The organism is uncultured Winogradskyella sp., from assembly GCF_947498005.1.
Classification (GTDB): Bacteria; Bacteroidota; Bacteroidia; order Flavobacteriales; family Flavobacteriaceae; genus Winogradskyella.
Genome location: NZ_CANMIW010000005.1, coordinates 201,860 through 222,743, shown reverse-complemented (window position 1 = coordinate 222,743; position 20,884 = coordinate 201,860). Strand labels below are relative to the sequence as shown.

The 20,884-nt window shown below is 32.2% G+C and carries 15 protein-coding genes; 6 read left to right on the top strand and 9 right to left on the bottom strand.

The features are described from left to right. Nucleotides 1-3: 3 nt before the first annotated feature. The 4 genes from Q0891_RS11050 to Q0891_RS11035 form a co-directional block, all read right to left on the bottom strand. A complete protein-coding gene (locus Q0891_RS11050; protein WP_299101585.1) occupies nt 4-4,716 on the bottom strand; it encodes a PAS domain S-box protein in 4,713 nt (1,570 codons plus the stop codon). Nucleotides 4,717-4,935: 219 nt separating this feature from the next. Further along, nucleotides 4,936-5,874 carry a sterol desaturase family protein gene (locus tag Q0891_RS11045; RefSeq protein WP_299101584.1) on the bottom strand — a complete coding sequence of 313 codons (939 nt, stop codon included), beginning with the start codon at nt 5,872-5,874 and terminating at the stop codon, nt 4,936-4,938. Between the two features lie 151 nt (nt 5,875-6,025). After that, nucleotides 6,026-7,432 (bottom strand): tRNA uridine-5-carboxymethylaminomethyl(34) synthesis GTPase MnmE, encoded by a 1,407-nt coding sequence (gene mnmE / locus Q0891_RS11040; RefSeq protein WP_299101583.1) that lies wholly within the window; start codon nt 7,430-7,432, stop codon nt 6,026-6,028. 76 nt (nt 7,433-7,508) lie between these two features. Continuing rightward, complete coding sequence (locus Q0891_RS11035) at nt 7,509-8,168, bottom strand: rhomboid family intramembrane serine protease (protein ID WP_299101582.1); 660 nt, start codon at nt 8,166-8,168, stop codon at nt 7,509-7,511. 58 nt (nt 8,169-8,226) lie between these two features. On the opposite strand from Q0891_RS11035, the gene Q0891_RS11030 reads away from it, so the two are divergent. Further along, nucleotides 8,227-9,117, top strand: a complete 891-nt coding sequence (locus Q0891_RS11030; protein ID WP_299101581.1) for a lysophospholipid acyltransferase family protein — start codon at nt 8,227-8,229, stop codon at nt 9,115-9,117. A gap of 20 nt (nt 9,118-9,137) precedes the next feature. Here the strand turns inward: Q0891_RS11030 and Q0891_RS11025 are convergent, their stop codons facing one another. The 3 genes from Q0891_RS11025 to glmM all read right to left on the bottom strand — a co-directional run bounded on the left by Q0891_RS11025 (nt 9,138) and on the right by glmM (nt 13,700). Then, entirely contained in the window at nt 9,138-10,643 is a 1,506-nt protein-coding gene (locus tag Q0891_RS11025) for an aminotransferase class V-fold PLP-dependent enzyme (RefSeq protein WP_299101769.1), read from the bottom strand. A 68-nt stretch (nt 10,644-10,711) separates the two neighbouring features. Next, nucleotides 10,712-12,259 (bottom strand): T9SS type A sorting domain-containing protein, encoded by a 1,548-nt coding sequence (locus Q0891_RS11020; RefSeq protein WP_299101580.1) that lies wholly within the window; start codon nt 12,257-12,259, stop codon nt 10,712-10,714. 52 nt (nt 12,260-12,311) lie between these two features. Beyond that, a complete protein-coding gene (glmM, locus tag Q0891_RS11015) occupies nt 12,312-13,700 on the bottom strand; it encodes a phosphoglucosamine mutase (protein WP_299101579.1) in 1,389 nt (462 codons plus the stop codon). A 183-nt stretch (nt 13,701-13,883) separates the two neighbouring features. Between glmM and Q0891_RS11010 the strand changes: the two genes are divergently transcribed. Continuing rightward, on the top strand, nt 13,884-14,486 hold the full coding sequence (locus Q0891_RS11010; RefSeq protein ID WP_299101578.1) for an acyl carrier protein phosphodiesterase: 603 nt from the start codon (nt 13,884-13,886) through the stop codon (nt 14,484-14,486). A gap of 14 nt (nt 14,487-14,500) precedes the next feature. Further along, nucleotides 14,501-15,235, top strand: a complete 735-nt coding sequence (locus tag Q0891_RS11005) for a hypothetical protein (RefSeq protein ID WP_299101577.1) — start codon at nt 14,501-14,503, stop codon at nt 15,233-15,235. A gap of 44 nt (nt 15,236-15,279) precedes the next feature. Here Q0891_RS11005 and Q0891_RS11000 read toward each other — a convergent pair whose 3' ends face one another. Both Q0891_RS11000 and Q0891_RS10995 read right to left on the bottom strand, forming a co-directional pair. Further along, a complete protein-coding gene (locus Q0891_RS11000) occupies nt 15,280-16,080 on the bottom strand; it encodes a 1-acyl-sn-glycerol-3-phosphate acyltransferase (protein ID WP_299101576.1) in 801 nt (266 codons plus the stop codon). A 49-nt stretch (nt 16,081-16,129) separates the two neighbouring features. After that, nucleotides 16,130-16,774, bottom strand: a complete 645-nt coding sequence (locus Q0891_RS10995; protein WP_299101575.1) for a CoA pyrophosphatase — start codon at nt 16,772-16,774, stop codon at nt 16,130-16,132. Between the two features lie 2 nt (nt 16,775-16,776). On the opposite strand from Q0891_RS10995, the gene Q0891_RS10990 reads away from it, so the two are divergent. The 3 genes from Q0891_RS10990 to Q0891_RS10980 all read left to right on the top strand — a co-directional run bounded on the left by Q0891_RS10990 (nt 16,777) and on the right by Q0891_RS10980 (nt 20,751). Beyond that, nucleotides 16,777-17,490, top strand: a complete 714-nt coding sequence (locus tag Q0891_RS10990; protein WP_299101573.1) for a peptidylprolyl isomerase — start codon at nt 16,777-16,779, stop codon at nt 17,488-17,490. A gap of 169 nt (nt 17,491-17,659) precedes the next feature. Continuing rightward, a complete protein-coding gene (locus tag Q0891_RS10985; protein WP_299101572.1) occupies nt 17,660-19,813 on the top strand; it encodes a M3 family metallopeptidase in 2,154 nt (717 codons plus the stop codon). A gap of 104 nt (nt 19,814-19,917) precedes the next feature. Further along, a complete protein-coding gene (locus Q0891_RS10980; protein ID WP_299101571.1) occupies nt 19,918-20,751 on the top strand; it encodes a hypothetical protein in 834 nt (277 codons plus the stop codon). The last annotated feature ends 133 nt before the right edge of the window (nt 20,752-20,884 follow it).

Here is a 20,884-nt window from a genome sequence, read left to right as displayed (position 1 = left end):
CAGCTACTTCTCATACTTATTTTTTAATTCTTTTACAATTTCTTTTAATTCTCTCATTTTTAATTCTCTACCAACAAATAGTTTATTCATTCGTTCTAATTGAATATTTTTAGTATTCACTTCTTCTGTTCTCAACGCAACTAATTCTTCAAGATTATTTCTATAAGTTTCAAGCTCTAACTCAGTAATTTTCTTATCTGTATTATCTACAACAGCAAAAAGTGCATGCGTTTCACCTGCAATCTCTATGGCTTCTACAGAACATAAAATACTTATTTTTTTTCCACTGACTAAGGTTCTATCTATGGTTTCATTATGTAAATAACCGTTTTTCATGAGCTTTTGAAACAACCGTTCTTTTTGACTATAGTAAGACTCATCTAGCACATCTACCATTGCACCTTCCATTGTTTTACCAATTAAATGCTCTCTTGTAGACTCTAACATAGTTGCCATTGCTTCATTGACATCTACTCTAATCTGATCTGTATTTACGATTGAATACCCTATTAGACTAGAATTAAACACTTTAGAGAATTTCTCTTCACTTTCCGCTATTCCTTTTTCAATCTCTATACGTTCTGTAACATCTTGTACCATTGAAAAAAATGATTCAATTTCTCCAGTTGGCGACAATAACACAGAATTATACCATTCGCAATAAATTATTATTTTGTGCTTAGTGTAATTACGATTTAGTGACCTATTGCGATTTACAGTTCCACTGAGCAACTCGTTATAAGTAGTTTCTATAATTTCTTTATCGTCTTGAAATGCCAAATTTAAGTCCTTGTAATTCTTACCAATAACCTCCTCCTCATGCCAACCAAAAACAGTTTTAGCTTGTGGTGACCAATTTGTGATTTTAAAATTATTGTCCCACTCTATAACTGCTAAAGGAGAATTATTTAAATGCGTTGTAAGTCTTTGGTGGGTTTTTCTAATTTCTTCCTCCGCTTTTTTCCGCTCAGTAACATCTCTAAGTACACCTAACAGAAGTCTATTACCATTTTGGATATATCTCGTCTTTTTTATGGAAAATGTTCTCAGTTCTTTTCCATTTAGATTAACCGTTTCTTCATTAGTATTTTCAATACCAGTTTCAATAACCTCTTTATCAATTCTTAAAAACGTATCACGCTCTTTTTGTGGTATCCTTTCTGCCATCGTTTTACCTAAAATCTGTTCTCTAGGTAAACCAAACACATCGCAAAGTGCATTATTAACTAGTATTAACCTACTTTGGTCATCTTTTACGAAAATTGGATCACCAATATTATTTAAAATATTATTGAGGTAATGCTTATTCTTTAACTCATTCTCTTCTGCCAATTTCCTATCTGTAATATCTAATGATATACCTATGTAACCATTAAATTGATTATTAGCATCAAATGTTCTAATTGCTTTATTAGAAAGCCATATTGTTTTACCGCAAGGATTAATAAGTCTAAATTCTAATAAAATATCCGTTTTAGCCTTTATACCTTGTTCCCATAAATTTGCTGTCGCAACTTGGTCCTCAGGATGTATTTTGTTTAACCAACCATAACCCATTACGTTTTCAAAATTTTGACCTGTATAAGCTAGCCATTCATTATTTACGTAATTACACTTTCCTTCAATATCCGCTTGAAAAATAGCAACTGGTGCATTAGATATTAAACGCTTAAATAGTTTTTCACTGTCTATTAAATCTAATTCAGCTTTCTTTCTATCTGTAATATCCATGACAGTACCTTGATACCTTGTAAGGTTACCATGTTCATCCTTGAGGACTTCCATATGCGAAATAACATATCTTATGGACTTATCTCGCCTTAACACTCTAAATTCATATGGATCTGTATTTCCAGTAGAGGCATTTTCTTTAATAATCTTATTATGAAAAGCTCTATCTTCAGGATGTATTCTACTAAATACTGTACTATAAGTAAGAGGCGTGTCTTTATCTACATCATATATGTCGTATATAATATCTGACCAAAACACTTCATCTTTTACCCTATCCCAACTCCAATAGCCTATTCCCCCAATTCTTACAGCCGCTTCGAGTTTATTTTTAACTTCCGCTATTTCACTATTCACTTTTTTACGTTCCGTAACATCTCTAATAACGCCTATAATAAACTTATTGCCATTGCTATCTATAAAGCGGGTTTTCTTTGTAGATATAGATTTAGTGTTTTTATTATCTAAATTGAGTGTTTCCTCTTGTATATTAACCAACCCTGTGTCTAACACCATTCGATCATTTTGCATAAAACGGTGTCTTGCATCTTCCGGAAAATACTCAGCTAACGTTTGTCCTAGAATTTTTTCTTTTGCAATATTAAAAATTGAACAAAAAGCGTCAGTAGCTAAAACAATTCTACTTTGGTCATCTTTTACAAAAACTGGATCACCAATATTATTTAAGATATTATCGAGGTATTTTTCACTTTCTCTAAGTTGCTGAATCGCGATTTGTCTTTCTGTAATGTCAATACAAACTCCAATGAAACCTGTTACGTTATTATTTACGTCATATAAACTCTCTGATTTTACAGTTAGCCAATAAGTTTTATTTTCTTTTTTATTGAAGAACCTTAAATCAACGTTATATTCTTCATTTTTAGTGATTGCATTTTCCCAAATTTTTAATATTCGTTCTTTATCATCAGGATGCAAAGCATTAGACCAACCAAAGCCCATAGCATCATCATAAGATATACCAGAATATTTGATCCATTGGTTGTTTACAAAACTACAGGAGCCATTAGCGTCCGTTTGAAAAATACCGACAGGAGCTTTAGATGTTAAACTTCTAAAAAGTAACTCACTATTAATTAATTTTTCTTCTGCTTGCTTTCTCTCAGTAACATCAATTGCCATTCCTATATAACCACTAAGGTTTTGGTCAGCATCATAGGTTGCAACAGTCTTAACTGTAACCCAAACCACTATGTCATTTTTATGTAAAAATCTAAACTGAGTCTCCAATTCTTCTCTATCGGAGGAGATATAATCTTGCCATTCTATCTCTATTCTTGTTCTATCCTCTGGGTGTATGGCTTTAGCCCAACCGTATCCCATAGCGTCATCATATGTAATACCAGCGTATTGTAACCATTTCTCATTAACGTAATTACAATAACCTTTTTGATCAGTTTGAAATATACCAGAAGGTGCTTCTGATGACAGTCTTTTAAAAAGACTTTCACTATTAATTAGGTTCTCTTCGGTGCGTTTTCGCTCTGTAATATCATTAGCTACAATACCTAATGATATGGGTTCATTTGTATTTGTATCTGTAATTAAAAAGCCAGATATTTCAACAGAGATTAACTGATCTGTTTTAAAGTTTTTAAATTGAACCTCACCACTCCAACTCCCTTTGCTAAGAAGATTTGTTAAGTGATCTTCTTCTGTTTCGTTCTTATAATCATCTGAAAAGAAGTCAGAAATAGAATTTGGCAACTCGTCTTTTTCCCCTAAACCTACCAACGACCTACCATTGGTATTTAGATAAAATGGTTTTCCCTCTAACGAAGCCAAACCAATAAACTGGTTACTTGTTTCTATTAAAGAACCCAACATCTGATTTGAGTTCTCGCGTTTTTTCCTTTCCGTAATATCCCTAAAATAGATTGTAACACCATCTTCTGTTGGATATATCCTGTTTTCAAACCAACGATCTAAACGCTCATAATAACCTTCTAATGTTAAAATTTTTAATGTCTGCTTTGCTTTATGATATTGTTTAGAGAAGTATAAATCTTCATTGTCTGGGAAAACAGTCCAAATTTGCTTACCTATTAAATCCTTAGGGTTTTCTCTTAAAAACTCTCCAGTTTTTACATTAGCGTATGTAAAACGCCAATCATTATCTAAGGTTACAAAACCATCAGAAATATGATTTAAAGCGCTTTCTATTTTGAATGCAGGTTTTTGTGCTAATACAGATTTTTCATAATTTATATCTAATATTTCTGGACTAGATTTAAAAATAGATAACACATCTTTTCTTTGCGTTCGCATGAAATCTAAGCATGTTTGATCACTATTCTTGATTTTTAGGTAGAAGAATAGTATAAGAGCATACGAAATTCCTGATATAGATCTAAAAAGGATTTCTATTGTAAATGATTTAGTAAACAAGCTTGATAACTTAGCGGAGACCAAATTATAAATTAGTGCATCAAAAATTAAAACAGATACTATAGAAAGGATTAAAACAAGATAATATGGCACGCTTCTAAATGCTTGCACTATATATTGATAAATAATAACTAGCAATAGTAGCTCTGCAGCCATAATAAAACTACTGAATAGTAGCATTTTAAAGCTAGGAAACATTGCGTTATCTAAAAAGGCAGCACTACTATTACCTAAATATTGAGTGGTTTGAAGAATTGGCAATAATGTAGCCATAAACACAGCAGATAATATAGAACCTATTATAAGAGCTCTTGTACACTTTGCACCTTCGTTTATATAAATCAACAAGACTGCGAATAAAAATCCGCTAAACAAAACTATAGATGTGAGTTCTATAGTACTATCGTCAACAATTTCTACACCTAATTTATTACCTAAATAAGCAGAGAAAAATAGAACAGCAGCAAGAATCATAAACAAAGGAGCCAAACCAACTTTAGTTCTTAGCTCATATAAGGCCAGAAAACTAAAAGACGCTAAGAGCAGCCCTAGTAACAATAAGAAAAAAATAGTCATACAGCGGTTTAGTTAGTTAAAAAAGGGAAAGAAGTTAAGGGCTAATTTACCAAATAAACTATGCTAGGATAATTTACGAAAATATTAGAACTTTTTCAAAAAACCAATGTTATTAAATTAATATTTATAATCAATAAAAACATAATCCACTATAAAGCAGCTATTTATAGCAAGCACCTGTTATAATCAACTGATTCTACTAACAACTGCTATATTATCTTAAAACAGCGTCTTATTTTTTGAAGTCTCTATAATCTCTAACCGTATTTGCTTAATAGTTTTTGTACTATTATCGTGGCTCCAACCAGGAGGTCCGAACACATACATAAACTTATGTTTCCAATTCTTGGACTTTTTTAAGTCATTCCAAATATTCTTATACTCATGTGTCAGAATTATAAAAATGTTATAAGATTCAGGTGGTGTAGAAACACCATATTTAATATCTATAGTTTCATCTAATTCTTTCCATGTTCCAAAAATTCTATCAAAAACATTTAGTATGCCACCATGATTTTTATCCATGTATTCTATATTCTGTGCATGATGTACTTGATGCATGGTATGTGTATTTAGAAACTTTTCAAAAACACCTAGTTTTTTCACATACTGCGTGTGCAATTGAAACTGCCATAAAGACTCTATACCCAAACACACAACGAGCATTTCTGGCGGAAAACCTATCATAACAATCCATACGTAGAAAAAAGGCTTATAAAACAAGGTAAACCAACCGTTTCTTACCGCAGTTCCTAAATTAAAATTATCTGATGAATGATGCACTATATGTGCTGCCCAAAAAATCCTAACCATATGGTTTTGCCTGTGAAACCAGTAATATGCAAAATCATCTAAAAGCATACAAATTACCCAAATATACCAAGCATAACCAAAAGATTCCCAACCCATAATGTTAGTACGCACACCATCTACGAGAGGATTAAAAACGTCGTAAGCAAAATTAAAAATCAGCATTACAGAAACCGTTTTTAACAACGCTCCTAAAATTGCTGAACCTACACCAAGTGATAAACTAGATATTAAATCTTTTCGTTTATATAACTTTTTATTATCAAAAGCTTTACTATAAGAAAGTTCTAAAGCTATAAAACCTAAAAAGCAAGGTACGCCGTAAACTAAGGGATTTGTAATGTCCATTTAATTATAAAAATTAATTAAAGTTGATGTTATTATTAGTAAAAAACGATGTCTCAACTCCAATCAATCTAAGAGAAATGAATACGTAATTAAGATTCAATAATTTTTTATTTGCCTTGTTCAGAATCTATAAAGAAATAAGGCTATAGTTTTATTTTCCTATACAGAAATTAGCAAATATATTACCTAAAAGGTCATCATTAGTAATTTCGCCAGTTATTTCACCAAAATGATATAATGCTTGTCTAATATCTATAGCTAATAAATCGCCAGACAATCCTGTTTCTAGTCCATGTTTCACTTTCTGAATTTCTTCAAAAGCTTTTAACAATGCATCATAATGACGTGAATTAGTAACAATAGTCTCATTATTTCTAAGCGCTCCTGTATTAATTAAATTAAGTAAGGCATTTGTTAATTGCTCTACTCCAGTACCAGTTTTTGCTGAAATTGGAATTAATCGTGTAGATTTTGATTCTAATGTACTAGTAATATTTGCTAATTTAGAATCTGTAATCTGATCAATTTTATTAAGAACAACTAAAAGTTGCTTTTGAGGAAACTTATTCTTTATTTTTTCTATTTCTATTTTAAAAGCATCTACGGCATCTTTGCTCGCTACTAATTGAGGACAACCAATTAAGAACATAACAACCTGTGCTTGTTCAATCTTTTCAAAGGTTTTTTTAATACCTATGCTTTCAACCACATCTTCGGTTTCTCTGATTCCTGCTGTATCAATAAATCTAAAACCGATGCCTCCTATTGAAATTTCGTCTTCAATAGTATCTCTTGTCGTCCCTGCAATTTCAGACACTATAGCTCTATCTTCATTTAACAAAGCATTAAGCAAAGTAGATTTCCCAACATTTGGCTCGCCAACAATAGCAACAGGTATTCCGTTTTTGATGACGTTTCCTACTGCGAAAGAATCAATTAAACGTTTCAATACAAAGTTGATACGTTCTATAAGTTGTTTAAATTGTGTTCGATCTGCAAACTCAACATCCTCTTCTGCAAAGTCTAATTCTAACTCTATTAATGATGCAAAGTTTAAGAGTTCCTCACGAAGTTTGGCAATTTCAGATGAAAAACCTCCACGCATTTGTTGCATAGCAATTTGATGTGATGCTTCATTATCACTTGAAATTAAATCAGCTACAGCTTCTGCTTGGCTTAAATCGAGTTTTCCGTTTAAAAATGCTCTTAAGGTAAATTCTCCAGCCGTTGCCATTCTACAACCATGTCGCAAAAAAAGTTGAATAATTTCTTGTTGAATATATGATGATCCATGACAAGATATTTCAATTACATTTTCACCTGTATAAGAATTAGGATCTTTAAAAATTGAAATTAATACCTCATCTATAGTTTTGTCTCCTTCTATTATATGACCTAGATGAATAGTATGGGTTGCTTGCTGACTTAATTTTTTACCTGATATAGATTTAAAATTTTTAGAAGCTATGGCTATAGCATCATTTCCTGACAATCTTATAACCGCTATTGCACCACTTCCTGAAGGTGTTGCTAAAGCTACAATAGTATCGTTATGCATTTTTCAATTCTTTATTGCAAAAGTATTGTAAAATATGTGATTTAAATTCAGAAAAGGATCCTAATTGAAATGAGACTTACTTCAATTTTCCTGTTTTATGTAAAACAAACAGAATAATTATTGGAATGGCCAACAAACCTACATAACCTAGATTAGTTTCAAATATACTTGGATACAATATTAAAGTAATAACATAACCACCAATTGCACCGCCGAAATGCGCGTCGTGACCAATGTTACCAATACTTTTTTTCATACCATATATAGAGTACAATAAATAGCCGATTCCAAATATATAACCAGGAATTGGGATAGGAATAAAATACATGTACAAACTCATGCCTGGTTCTAAAAGAATAGCCGAATACAAAATTCCTGTAACTGCACCACTTGCACCAATGGCACTGTACCAATATTCATCTTTATGAAAATACAGTGATAATAGATTTCCAAAGATTAAACTTGCAAAATAAATGATTAAAAAATGTAATGACCCTAATCTTGCAACTACAAAATCTGCAAAGAAATAAAGTGTAAACATGTTAAAGAACAGGTGTGTCATATCTGCATGAAGAAACCCTGAACTTAACATCCGTATCTGTTCTCCACGTCTTATACTGCCAACATTAAATTTAAATTTTTCAAAGAAACCGCGATCGTCAAATCCCTTAAACGAAATAATACCGTTCGCTGCAATAATGACTATGGTTACTATACTTATTCCTAAATTGTCCATAAACTCTATTCTTAGAAATCAAATATATATATTTGTGCTTAAATGCAATCATACTTTAATGCAACTTATTGCTTACATCTTAGTTTACCCAATTCTTTGGTTAATTTCAATCTTGCCATTTAGATTACTCTATGGTTTTTCAGATTTAATTTACCTATTTATGTATCGTGTTTTTGGATACCGAAAAGCAGTTGTAAAAGAAAATCTACGCTTAGTTTTTCCTGATAAATCAGAGAAAGAAATCGCTACAATAACTAGCCAATTTTATCATCATTTTTGTGATATGATGGTAGAAGCTATAAAATCTTTAACCATTAGTGAAGCTCAAATGAAGAAACGTTTTAAGTTTACTAATGTTGAGCTATTAAATGACTTAGAAAAAAAACAGCGCAGCATCATTCTTATGTGTGGTCATTATGGTAGTTGGGAATGGATTTTTATTCTACAAAAATACGTAAAACACAAAGGTTATGCAGTTTATAAACGTCTTGCTAACAAGCATTTTGATAAATTGGTAAAGCGTATTAGAGCTAAATACAATTCTCACCTTATTACCACAAAAGAAACTTTTAGTGTATTGCTAGACAGTAAGAAAAAAGAGGAATTAACAATTAACGGCTTTGTATCAGACCAATCACCAAAAGCGCATAAAGCATTATATTGGAATAATTTTATGGGCATAAAAGTACCTATGTATGTTGGCGCTGAAGTTTTGGCAAAGAAACTGGATATGGCTGTTGTGTTTTTTAGTGTAAAACGAATAAAGCGTGGTTACTACGAAACAACGTTTAAAACCATAGCAGAAAACCCAAAAGATTTTAAAAATTACGAAATAACAGATGTGTTTTTTAAATTACTAGAAGAACAAATTTTAGATGCACCGCAATTTTACCTTTGGACGCACAAGCGATGGAAGCATCGTGATAAAGTGCCTGCTGAGTTTCTTTAGAAAATTTAAAAAGGAATGCGTTACATTTCAAACCAAACATCAACATTAGTTACTGTACACGGTTGATCTACTAAAGTCTTATGGATAAACTCATTATTACACTTAGAATATTCGTAGTCCTTGGCCCATGTCTCATGATTTTTAGCTAAATCAAGAATACTATCACAGACAAATTCAATTTCAGTGTTAGTCGTTGTTGGATGAATAGACATACGTATCCAACCGGGTTTTCTTACCAATTCACCAATTGAAATTTCATTCGTTAACTCATGAGACATTTGCTGATCTACGTGTAATAAAAAATGTCCGTAAGTACCTGCACAACTACAACCACCTCTTGTTTGAACGCCGAATTTATCATTCAGTAATTTTACAGCCAAATTAAAATGTAAATCATCTATATAAAATGAAATAATTCCCAACCTGTCTTTATGTTGACCTGCAAGAATGTGAATATTTTCAATTCCGTCTAGCTTAGAAAAAATAATATCCACCAATTGATGCTCACGCTGCAACATATTTGTTACACCCATTCCCTCTTTTAAACGAATAGATAATGCTGTCTTTATAGTTTGAAGAAATCCAGGTGTACCACCATCTTCTCTATCTTCAATATTATCGATATACTTGTGTTCGCCCCAAGGATTTGTCCAACTTACGGTGCCGCCTCCAGGACAATCTGGCACCATATTTTTGTATAGTTTTTTATTGAATACCAATACACCAGAGGTTCCTGGACCACCTAAAAACTTATGAGGCGAAAAAAATATGGCATCGAGTTGCGCTTCTTTATCTTCTGGATGCATATCCATAGTAACATAAGGCGCAGAACAGGCAAAATCTACAAAACAAACACCTCCATGTTGATGCATTAATTTAGCAACATCATGATGCGGAATTTGAATCCCTGTTACATTAGAACCGCCTACAATAGATGCAATTTTAATAGTACAATCTTTATATTGCACTAACAACTTTTCTAAATTCTTTAAACAAAACAAACCCTCTTCATTAGGCGGAACCACTTCAACTTTTGCCATCGTTTCTAACCAAGTTGTTTGGTTAGAGTGATGTTCCATGTGCGAAATAAAAACCACAGGCCTCATTTCATCCGGAATGGTTGTAAACTCCTTTAAATTCTCAGGTACTTTTAATCCAAGTATACGTTGAAACTTATTGACTACACCTGTCATTCCATTGCCAGAGACAATGAGAATATCATCTTCATTGGCATTTACATGGTCCTTAATAATATGCCTTGCTTTATGGTAAGCCTTTGTCATTGCTGTGCCAGACACCGTCGTTTCGGTATGTGTGTTCGCAACAAAAGGGCCAATATCATTACAAATCTTTTCTTCTATAGGTCTGTATAAGCGACCAGAAGCTGTCCAATCTGTATAAATGATTTTTTGCTCACCATATGGCGACACAAAAGTTTGATTTTGGCCAATTATATGTTGTCTAAATTGTTGAAAATATTGTTCGAGCTCTAATGGTTTAGACTTATAAGATTCAGAAGAAATCATACCTTTTAATATTTTCAATTTATCTAATTTACATTAACTTAAGACATTATAAAAATGCTACTTAAAGATTAATCGTTTTTAACGAATTTTATAACTTCATTTCCTATTCTAATAAAATAAAATCCAGCTGCTAAATTTTCAACATTAACTACATTTTCAGTGTTATGTATAGATCCAGTTAAAACATTTTTTCCAAGGACATTATAAATATCATACTTTTCGCTATCAAACTCATTATTTAGCATTTTGAAATATAAAGTGTTTTCCACTGGATTAGGATAAATCGAAAAGTTATTCGCTTTCTCAAAATCAGTTGTAGAAAGTGTATTTCCATTATATCTAGCTAAAGCTACTTGGTTATCACTAAAACCAGCTAATACTATTTTATCATCTGATTGTACTTTTAAATCATACGCAAAAGATACTGTACCAAAATCTGTAGTTACAAATCCTGAGTTTCCAAAAGATGAGTTAATTACATAATCATTACTATTATCAACGCTTGTAAGAAAGAAAGAGGCAGTACCAGCATTACCATCAGCAGATACGCCACCAATTATAACATTTCCAGAATTATCAAACTCCATTCCATAGCCTACTTCTTGTGTACTTGTAGATAATTGCAACCAATTATCTACACTGTTTCCACTTTCACCGTCTGATGGTGTATCTGCAATATAAGTTCTATAGTCCGTCGCTGTATACTCAGTATAACCAGAAACTATAAATGAGTCGTTCGGATACATCAATACAGAAAAGGTTCTATCCCAACCTGTAGTGTAAACATCAAAATCATAACCATCTTCTGAAAACGTTTCATCTGGAGTACCATCACTATTTATTCTACATTGGTAATGATCACTTCTTGGGAATGATGATGCCAAATTATTGACCCAACCAACAGCTGTAATTCTTCCGTTAGATTTTATAGCCAAATCTTCAATTATTAGCTCAATAACTTCTGCATTACTTCCAATTACAGGTTCTAATGCTGATATTTTTCCTGAACCATTAAAGCTAGTATCTAATGCACCATCTGAAGTATATCGTGCTAAAATTCCATTAGACTCATTAGTATCTTCATAAGATGTTCCTCCAACAACGATGTTTCCAGTTACATGATGAATTTTTACCACCTTATAGATATCAGATTCAAATACATCTGTAATAGCTATTCCAGACGTACCGAAACTAGTATCTAAAGTGCCGTCAGTGTTTAATCTTAACACCGCACCATTTCTATCACTTCCGTCGTCTGAGAAACCAGCTAATACAAGTTTCCCATCTAATTGTATATCTATAGAATAGGCTCTATCATCACTTCCAATTTGTAAATCAAAGGTGGCAATTCCATTTGTTCCGAAGGTTGAATCTAATGAACCATCAGTATTATATCGTATACATAAGAAATCATAACCAAACACATTACTATATGTATAACCAGCAACCACAATTTTTCCATCATCTTGCAACACCACACCTCTTGCTCTATCTTCCGTTCCATTAACTGTTGTTAATACCTTTCCACCTGTACCAAAACTAGAATCTAAGGTTCCTGATTGTGCAAAAATATTTAAGGTGCAAAAAAATATAAGTAATTGTAAAGTTTTAGTCATTATTTTAAATTTAGGTTAAAGTATTGATTAGTTATTAAGTTGTTTTTAGTTATTAAATATTAGCAACTGCTTTGATTTCTGCAATAAAACGATCAGCTAAAGTATCTGCTGCTTCTTGGGAAGGCGCTTCTGTATAAATTCTTATAATTGGCTCTGTATTACTCTTACGTAAATGCACCCAACTATCTGCAAAATCTATTTTTACACCATCTATGGTCGTTAAGTTTTCATGACTATAATTAGATTCCATTGTAGATAAAATACCGTCAACATCTAAACCTGGTGTTAACTGAATTTTCTTTTTACTCATAAAGTAATTTGGATAAGACGCTCTCAGTTCACTCACTTTCATTTGCTTTTCAGCCAATAAACTTAAAAATAAAGCCACACCAACTAAAGCATCTCTTCCATAATGAGAATCTGGATAGATAATACCTCCATTGCCTTCTCCTCCAATAACTACATTGTTCTTTTTCATTAAAGTAACCACATTAACTTCACCTACTGCACTCGCTTCATAAGTTCCGCCATGTTTTTCAGTAACGTCGCGTAAAGCTCGTGTAGAACTCATGTTACTAACCGTATTTCCTGGTGTTTTACTTAATACGTAATCAGCACAAGCTACTAATGTGTACTCTTCACCAAACATCTCTCCTGTTTCGTCCATAAAAGCTAAGCGATCTACATCTGGATCTACAACGATACCAAAATCTGCATTTGCCTTCACAACTGCATCTGCCAAATCTCCTAAATGTTCTTTAAGCGGTTCTGGATTATGCGGAAAATGACCTGTTGGGTCACAATATAACTTTACAGGTTCTACACCTAAGCGTTCTAATAGTAATGGAATTGCAATACCTCCTGTTGAGTTTACACCATCTACAACTACTTTAAAATTAGCATCTTTTATAGCATTTACATTAACGAGTTCTAAGTCTAAAACCTCGTCGATATGGATATCTATATATGCTTCGTTAACAGTTATTTTTCCTAAATCGTCTACTTCTGCAAAATTCATTGAGTTAGACTCAGCAATCTCTAAAATTTTCTGACCTTCAGCACCATTCAAAAATTCGCCTTTAGCATTTAATAATTTTAAAGCATTCCATTGTTTTGGGTTATGACTCGCTGTTAAAATAATACCACCATCTGCATGCTCTAATGGCACTGCAATTTCTACAGTTGGTGTAGTAGATAAACCTAAATCAATGACATGTATCCCTAAACCAACTAAAGTATTCATTACTAGGTTCTGAATCATCTCGCCAGAAATACGTGCATCACGTCCAACAACAACGATGTAGTTATCTTTATCACGTTGTGATTTTAACCAAGTCCCATAAGCTGCAGCAAATTTAACTGCATCGATAGGTGTTAAGTTGTCATCTACTGGTCCTCCAATGGTTCCTCTAATTCCTGAAATTGATTTTATTAATGTCATGTGTATTTTAATTTTTAGCAAATATAATATCTTAATCTTATTTTGGTCTTTAACTTATCTTGACTTTTGTCTTTTGACCGAAAAAACATTAAAACTAACTTTTGAAATTCATGAAAAAAAAACAGTGAATAGTTAATTAACGAAAAGCATGAATGGTTCAATATGAATTTGTAATTTCGAACTATGAATTTTCTAGCTCATATTTATCTTTCTGGCGACAATAAAATAATCACAATAGGTAATTTTGTTGGCGATGGTGTTAGAGGTAATAAATACAAATCGTATCCTACGGAAATACAGATTGGTATTAAATTACATCGACATATTGACACTTTCACTGATGCGCATCCTATTTTTAGACAATGCACAAAAAGGCTACATAAAAATTATGGTCATTACAGTGGTGTAATTGTAGACATCTTTTTTGATCATTTTTTAGCCAAAAATTGGTCTAACTATTCTAATGAACCTTTAGATGCATTTATTCAAAAATTCTACAAAACGTTAGAAGAAAATTTTGAGATACTTCCTAGTCGTTTTCAAAAATTCACTCCAACTATGATTGAAGGTAATTGGCTTTTAAGTTATGCTTCTATAGATGGAATACAAAAAGTGTTGAATGGTATGAATCAGAGAACCAAAGGTAAATCTAAAATGAATGAAGCCATAAAAGAACTAAAAGAACATTACAATTCTTTTGAAAAAGATTTTACTTTGTTTTTTGACGAACTAATTTCTTTTAGTGACATAAAACGTGTAGAAATTGAAAAGGAATTTAATATCTAAAACTTATTGATTTAATGGCAAAAAAGAACAGACTTAAAAAAACTTTAAAAATAATTGGAGGCCTTATAGTGTTCTTCACATTACCTACACTTCTACTTTTTGGTTTTTTATATCTAAGGTATAATAAAGAATTACCAAAAGGACGGCTAGGTCCTGAAGCAGATCAGCTTGCTACTAAAATGCTAGAATCCTTAAATGAAGTTGCATACCTCAATACTGACTATTTAGAATGGACTTTTAAAGGCATACATCACTATAAATGGTATAAAACAGATAATACATGTGAAGTTTATTGGGATGACATAAGTGTTATCTTAGATTTTAACAATGCCAATAATTCTAAGGTATTTTTTATGGAACAACCGTATAATGGGATTGAAAAGCAAGATTATATTACAAAAGCAACTAATTATTTTAATAATGATTCATTTTGGCTTGTTGCACCTTATAAAGTGTTTGATGCTGGTGTAGAACGCAGATTAGTAAAAACAGAAGATAAAAATGATGCTCTGTTAATTACTTATAAGTCTGGTGGTACAACACCTGGAGATTCTTATTTATGGCATTTAGACAGTAATGGAAAACCAAAAAGCTATCAAATGTGGGTAGATATTTTACCTATTGAAGGATTAGAAGCAACTTGGGAGAACTGGACCTTCACAGAAACTGGTGCACAATTACCAACATTTCATAAATTGCTATTTCTTGGCATAGAATTAACGGATATTAAAGGAATTAACTTAAACTAATCGTTTATTTATCTTAATGACAATAAAAGCTAAGCCAACAGCAATTACATATCTCGCAATTCACGATTTAACCTTTCGTTTTCTTCTAATACTGCCTGAGGAATTACTTTTAAGAATGAAGGATGCTGTTCTATGGCGTATTCAATTTTTTCAACGATATCTGCAATAGATTCATTTTCGTAATCAATTTTTAAAGGCTCCTTAACTTCAAAAGATTGAAAAATATTTTTCTTCTTTATTCTTAATCCTTTTTTATCAAAAGATCTTCTAAATCCGTCAATTACAATGGGCACAACAATAGGTTGATAGGTTTTTATAATGTGAGCAGTTCCTTTTCTAATAGGTTTAAATGGTGTTGTAGTCCCTTGTGGAAATGTAACAACCCAACCATCATTAAGTGCTGTTTTAATCATGGTAATATCACTCATCTTCACTTGACGATTAATATTTTTTCCTTGTGAACGCCACGTTCTTTCAATACTGATAGAACCTGTATATGCAAATATTTTTGGCAGCAGTCCAGACTTCATAGTTTCCTTAGCTGCGACGTAGTACATATTTAATTTAGGATTCCAGAGATAACCTACATTTTTAATATTATCTAAACGACCACTAAGACTAGCGTTAAAAACATGAAACATCGCAATTACATCTGCAAAATAAGTTTGATGATTAGAGATAAATAACACGTTAGTATCAGGAAGATTTTTTAAAATCTCAGAGCCTTCAATTTGCAGTTCATTAAAACCTCTAAAACGTCTATGCGTAAATAAACCAAGTATTCTAATTAACCATTTTTTAACCCAAAGTATATGCCCAAAAGGATTTTTTTTGAATAATCCCATATATAATTCTTAATTTTTAGTCGTTTACAAATGTAACCATTAAGTTAACTTATAAAACTTGTTTTAACAAGTCTTTTGTTTCTGATAGCATCATTGCTGTTGCTCCCCATACAATATAACCATTCAATTTAAAGGCTGGCACCTCTACTTCTACATTAAAAGACGTAGGTACTATTGTAGTAATACAGTTTTTTTGGTCTACAAAATCTGCATATTTGATTTCAATAATAGCCTCTACTTCTGCATCTTGTTTTAAAAATTTTAATTGCTTTTCTGAAACACCAATAAATGGATGAACCATAAAATTACTTGGCGGAATATACAATGGCGACATAGTCTTCAATACTTCAATATCTTCTCTAGCCACACCAATTTCTTCTTCCGTTTCTCTAATTGCGGTTTCCATTAAGTCATGGTTGTCAATATCTTCATACTTACCACCTGGAAAACCAACCTGCGCAGAATGTACGCCTTTGTAAGTTTTTCGTAAAATGAGAACTAAATTAGTTTCATTATTCTCATCTGGATAAAACAAAGCCATAACACCAGCTTTTCTTGCTAATTTTGATTTCTCTTTATTCTTTTCTGCTAATTCTAACCGATAAGGAGGCGACATTTTAGCATGAGAGTCTTCGCCTAAAAGCGCAAGATGTTTTATTTTTACTACAGATTCTAAAAACGTACTAAATAGCATTTATGAAAATTAGATTTATGTTTCCCGTGGCTATCGGAATTGTGTTACTACTACAGAATTGTGAAGATAAACAAACTTCAAAAAAAACAAATACTTCCGTTGTAAAAGATTCTATTGTAACCGAAACTAAAATAATTCAAGAGAATAAACCAGTTGAAGACTATCCGATTCTTACAGATGCCAATGCTATGGAGTTCTTCTTAGAATACGAAAAAGAGCATAAAGAGAACAAAGCAAGGATCACCACAGATTTCGGAATTATAGACATTAAGCTCTACAACAAAACAAAGTTTCATAGAGCTAATTTTGTATACCTCACAAAGCGAAACTATTTTGATAATACACAATTTTATAGAGTCGTAAAAAACTTTGTGATTCAAGGTGGCAGTAGTGATGATTATAATATTGCCAAAAGACGACAAAAAATAGGAAAATATTTATTGTTGCCAGATACTAAAAGAGGTTACACACACAAAAGAGGTGCTATTTCTATGCCAAGTAGCGAAATTGAAAATGCTTATAAATTAGCTTCGCCATTTCAATTTTTTATTATTCAGCGCGAAGGTGGTGCAGATTATTTAGATAAAGACTATACTGTTTTTGGTGAGGTCACTTCTGGTATGGACGTTGTAGATAAAATTGCTAATGTAAAAACAGATGAAGGTGATTGGCCTTTAAATAATGTATACATTAGAAAAATAGAGCTATTAGATTAATACTAAATGATTAGTTTTAATTATTAACCAATCTCAAGGTTTTGATTATATACCAATTACCTAAAAATAGCAAGAATTATAATATTTTTAAGAATCATCCTACTAAATTTAAGTACCTTGTTTGCTTATTGTTAATGCAATACCATCTTTACAACAAAAACCAACAACTATGATTTCTAAGTCTTTAAAAACCACATTAATTTTCAGTATTGTATTATTTGCAAGCTGTAAGGAAGAAACGACTAAAACACCAAAAACCGCAATGAGCAATAACGTACTAATACAAGAATGGACAGGCCCTTACGAAGGTGTTCCATCTTTTGATAAAATTTCTATAGATGCCATAAAACCTGCCGTAGAAGAAGCGATGCAGCTTCATTTGGCTGAAATAGAAATCATAGCAAATAATACTGAACCTGCTACTTTTGAAAACACTATTGTTGCCATGGAAAGTGCTGGTAAAGCCTTAGATCGTGTGTTTACATATTATGGAATAATGGGTAGTAATATGTCTACGCCAGAATTTAGAGAAATTCAATCAGAACTAGCACCAAAGCTTTCGGATTTTAGATCAGAAATCTCTCAAAACGAAAACCTTTTTCAACGTATAAAAACGGTTTATAATGCTTCACAAAAAACACCTTTAGAACCACAAGCACAACGTGTTGTAGATTTAATCTATAAACAGTTTGAAATGAATGGCGCTAATTTAGATGCCGACAAGAAAAAGCGTTATGCAGCAATAAATAAGGAATTATCTTCATTGTATACCGATTTTTCAAACAACGTATTACATGACGAAGAAAATTACATCACTTTTTTAGACGAAAATCAATTAGGTGGTTTGTCTCCTGGTTTTATTAAATCTGCAGCAAACATAGCTAAAGAAAAAGGTAAAGAAGGAAAATACGCCATTACCAATACAAGGTCTTCTATGGATCCGTTTTTAACCTACTCTACAGAACGTGAGTTACGCAAACAAGTTTGGGGAAACTACTACTCTAGAGGCGACAATGGCGACGAATATGATAACAATAAAATTATTGCTGAAATTTTAAAACTACGTAAAGAGCGTGTTGGGTTAATGGGTTACAAAAACTTTGCAGAATGGCGCTTACAAAACCGTATGGCTAAAACACCAGAAAATGCCATGGATTTAATGATGGCTGTTTGGCCTGCTGCAACAGCAAGAGTAAAAGAAGAAGTTGCAGATATGCAAAGCGTAGCTAATGAGTTAGGTGATAATATTACCATAGAACCATGGGATTATAGATATTATGCAGAAAAAGTACGTAAAAAGAAATACGACTTAGACAGCGATGAAGTGAAACAATATTTGCAACTAGACAAGCTTACAGAAGCCATGTTTTATGTGGCAGGAGAACTATTTAATTACAATTTTACACCAGTTGCAGAGGGTTCAGTACCTGTGTTTCATGGCGATGTAAAAGTTTGGGAAGTCTCCGATAAAACCACAGGAAAAAACATTGGGTTATGGTATTTAGATCCATACGCACGTCAAGGTAAACGATCTGGCGCTTGGGCAACCACGTATAGAAGTTCAGATTCTTTTGAAGGTGACAAAAATGTTTTAGCCTCTAACAACTCTAATTTTGTAAAACCAGCACCAGGCGAAGCTGTTTTAGTATCTTGGGATGATGCAACTACATTTTTCCACGAGTTTGGGCATGCATTACATTTCTTTTCTGCAGATGTAAAATACCCAACCTTAAATGGAGGTGTAAGAGATTATACAGAGTTTCAATCGCAATTATTAGAGCGCTGGTTATCTACAGACCAAGTTATTAATAACTACTTAGTACATTATAAAACTGGGAAACCGATGCCTGCTGCTTTAGTAGAAAAAATTAAAAAAGCATCAACCTTTAATCAAGGATTTGGCACTACGGAATATTTAGCCTCAGCCTTAGTTGACATGAAATTACACCTTGCAGATCCTACTGATATTGACATTGATAAATTTGAAAGAGAAACTTTAGACGCATTAGGAATGCCTAAAGAATTACCTATGCGTCACAGAACACCTCAATTTGGCCATGTGTTTGCTGGTGAAGGTTATGCTACTGCGTACTATGGTTATATGTGGGCAGATGTGTTAACAAGCGATGCATCTGAAGCTTTTAGAGAAGCGAAAGACGGTTTCTACGACAAGGAAGTAGCAAAAAAATTAGTGGAGTTTTTGTTTGCACCACGTAATGCTATGGAACCAGCAGAAGCTTATAGAAAATTTAGAGGACGAGATGCTAAGATTGAAGCGTTAATGAAAGATCGTGGATTTCCAATAGCTAAGAGTAATAATTAATGGCACTATTTTTTATTAAAACAACTTTCCATAACTTGTTAAATTTACGGGTTATGGAATATAAAGTTTAATATATAAGGAGTTAGCCATAATTTGCCCAAACATTGAAAACAGAGGACTTAACATACATAGATTGGAATTTATTTTCTATACTCAAAGAGCCGAAATTGAATCCTCATATCGTTCTGGATGACTTTCTAAAAAGACAATCTGATAAAATAACATTGGTTTATTCAGATGCACATTTAGGAGATTTAGCAAGAACTTCAGACGAATTATCAAGCACACGAATAAATGACTTAAATTATCTTTCTGCAAAGACAAAGGATTTAGTAATCGTTAAATATTTTGGACGTGATTATGTTGACGTTGAAAATAGAAATGCTCTCGAATTCTATGAACAAAATGTTTATGATAATTCAACAGCACCTTTGGTTCAATGGCAAACTATTGTAAAACAAATGACAGATAATTATGGTCATTTAAGAGATGACATAATAAAAACACATTTTAAATTAGACCCAAAGAGTATTTGTAACTTTTCAGTTTCACAATTGGACGAACTAATTAAAATGATAGGTATAAGTGGTTCTTTAAAAGAATTCGTTGAATTTGGACTATCATTGCGAGGATATACTTCAACAAATCCTTTGACTTATATTGATTACTATACAACTGCGTATATGAATTTAGATTTGATTGGTTTTTTTCCAGACTCAATGAATGAAAAAGGAGATTTTAGTAATTTACTAAATGATTCAAAACATTCGGCTTATGGTTCAATCTGTAAAGCATTTATAACAAATGACAACAAGTGTTACCATAAATCCAAATTCCTATTTGAATATTTTAAAAGTAACTCAAAACTGATTAAAACCTGTAAACTTAAAAATGGAACTTCGGAATTGGAAAATGAATTGAACAATTTAACGGAATAAAAACTATGGCTAACACCGTGTATAAAAAATTGCTGGTAAAAGCCTACTTACAAAAATCCTCGCGTATTTTCTATTCGGTTTTTATTTGCTAAATTAGGTGCTAAACCAGGCAACGAAATCATCTAAAGATGCG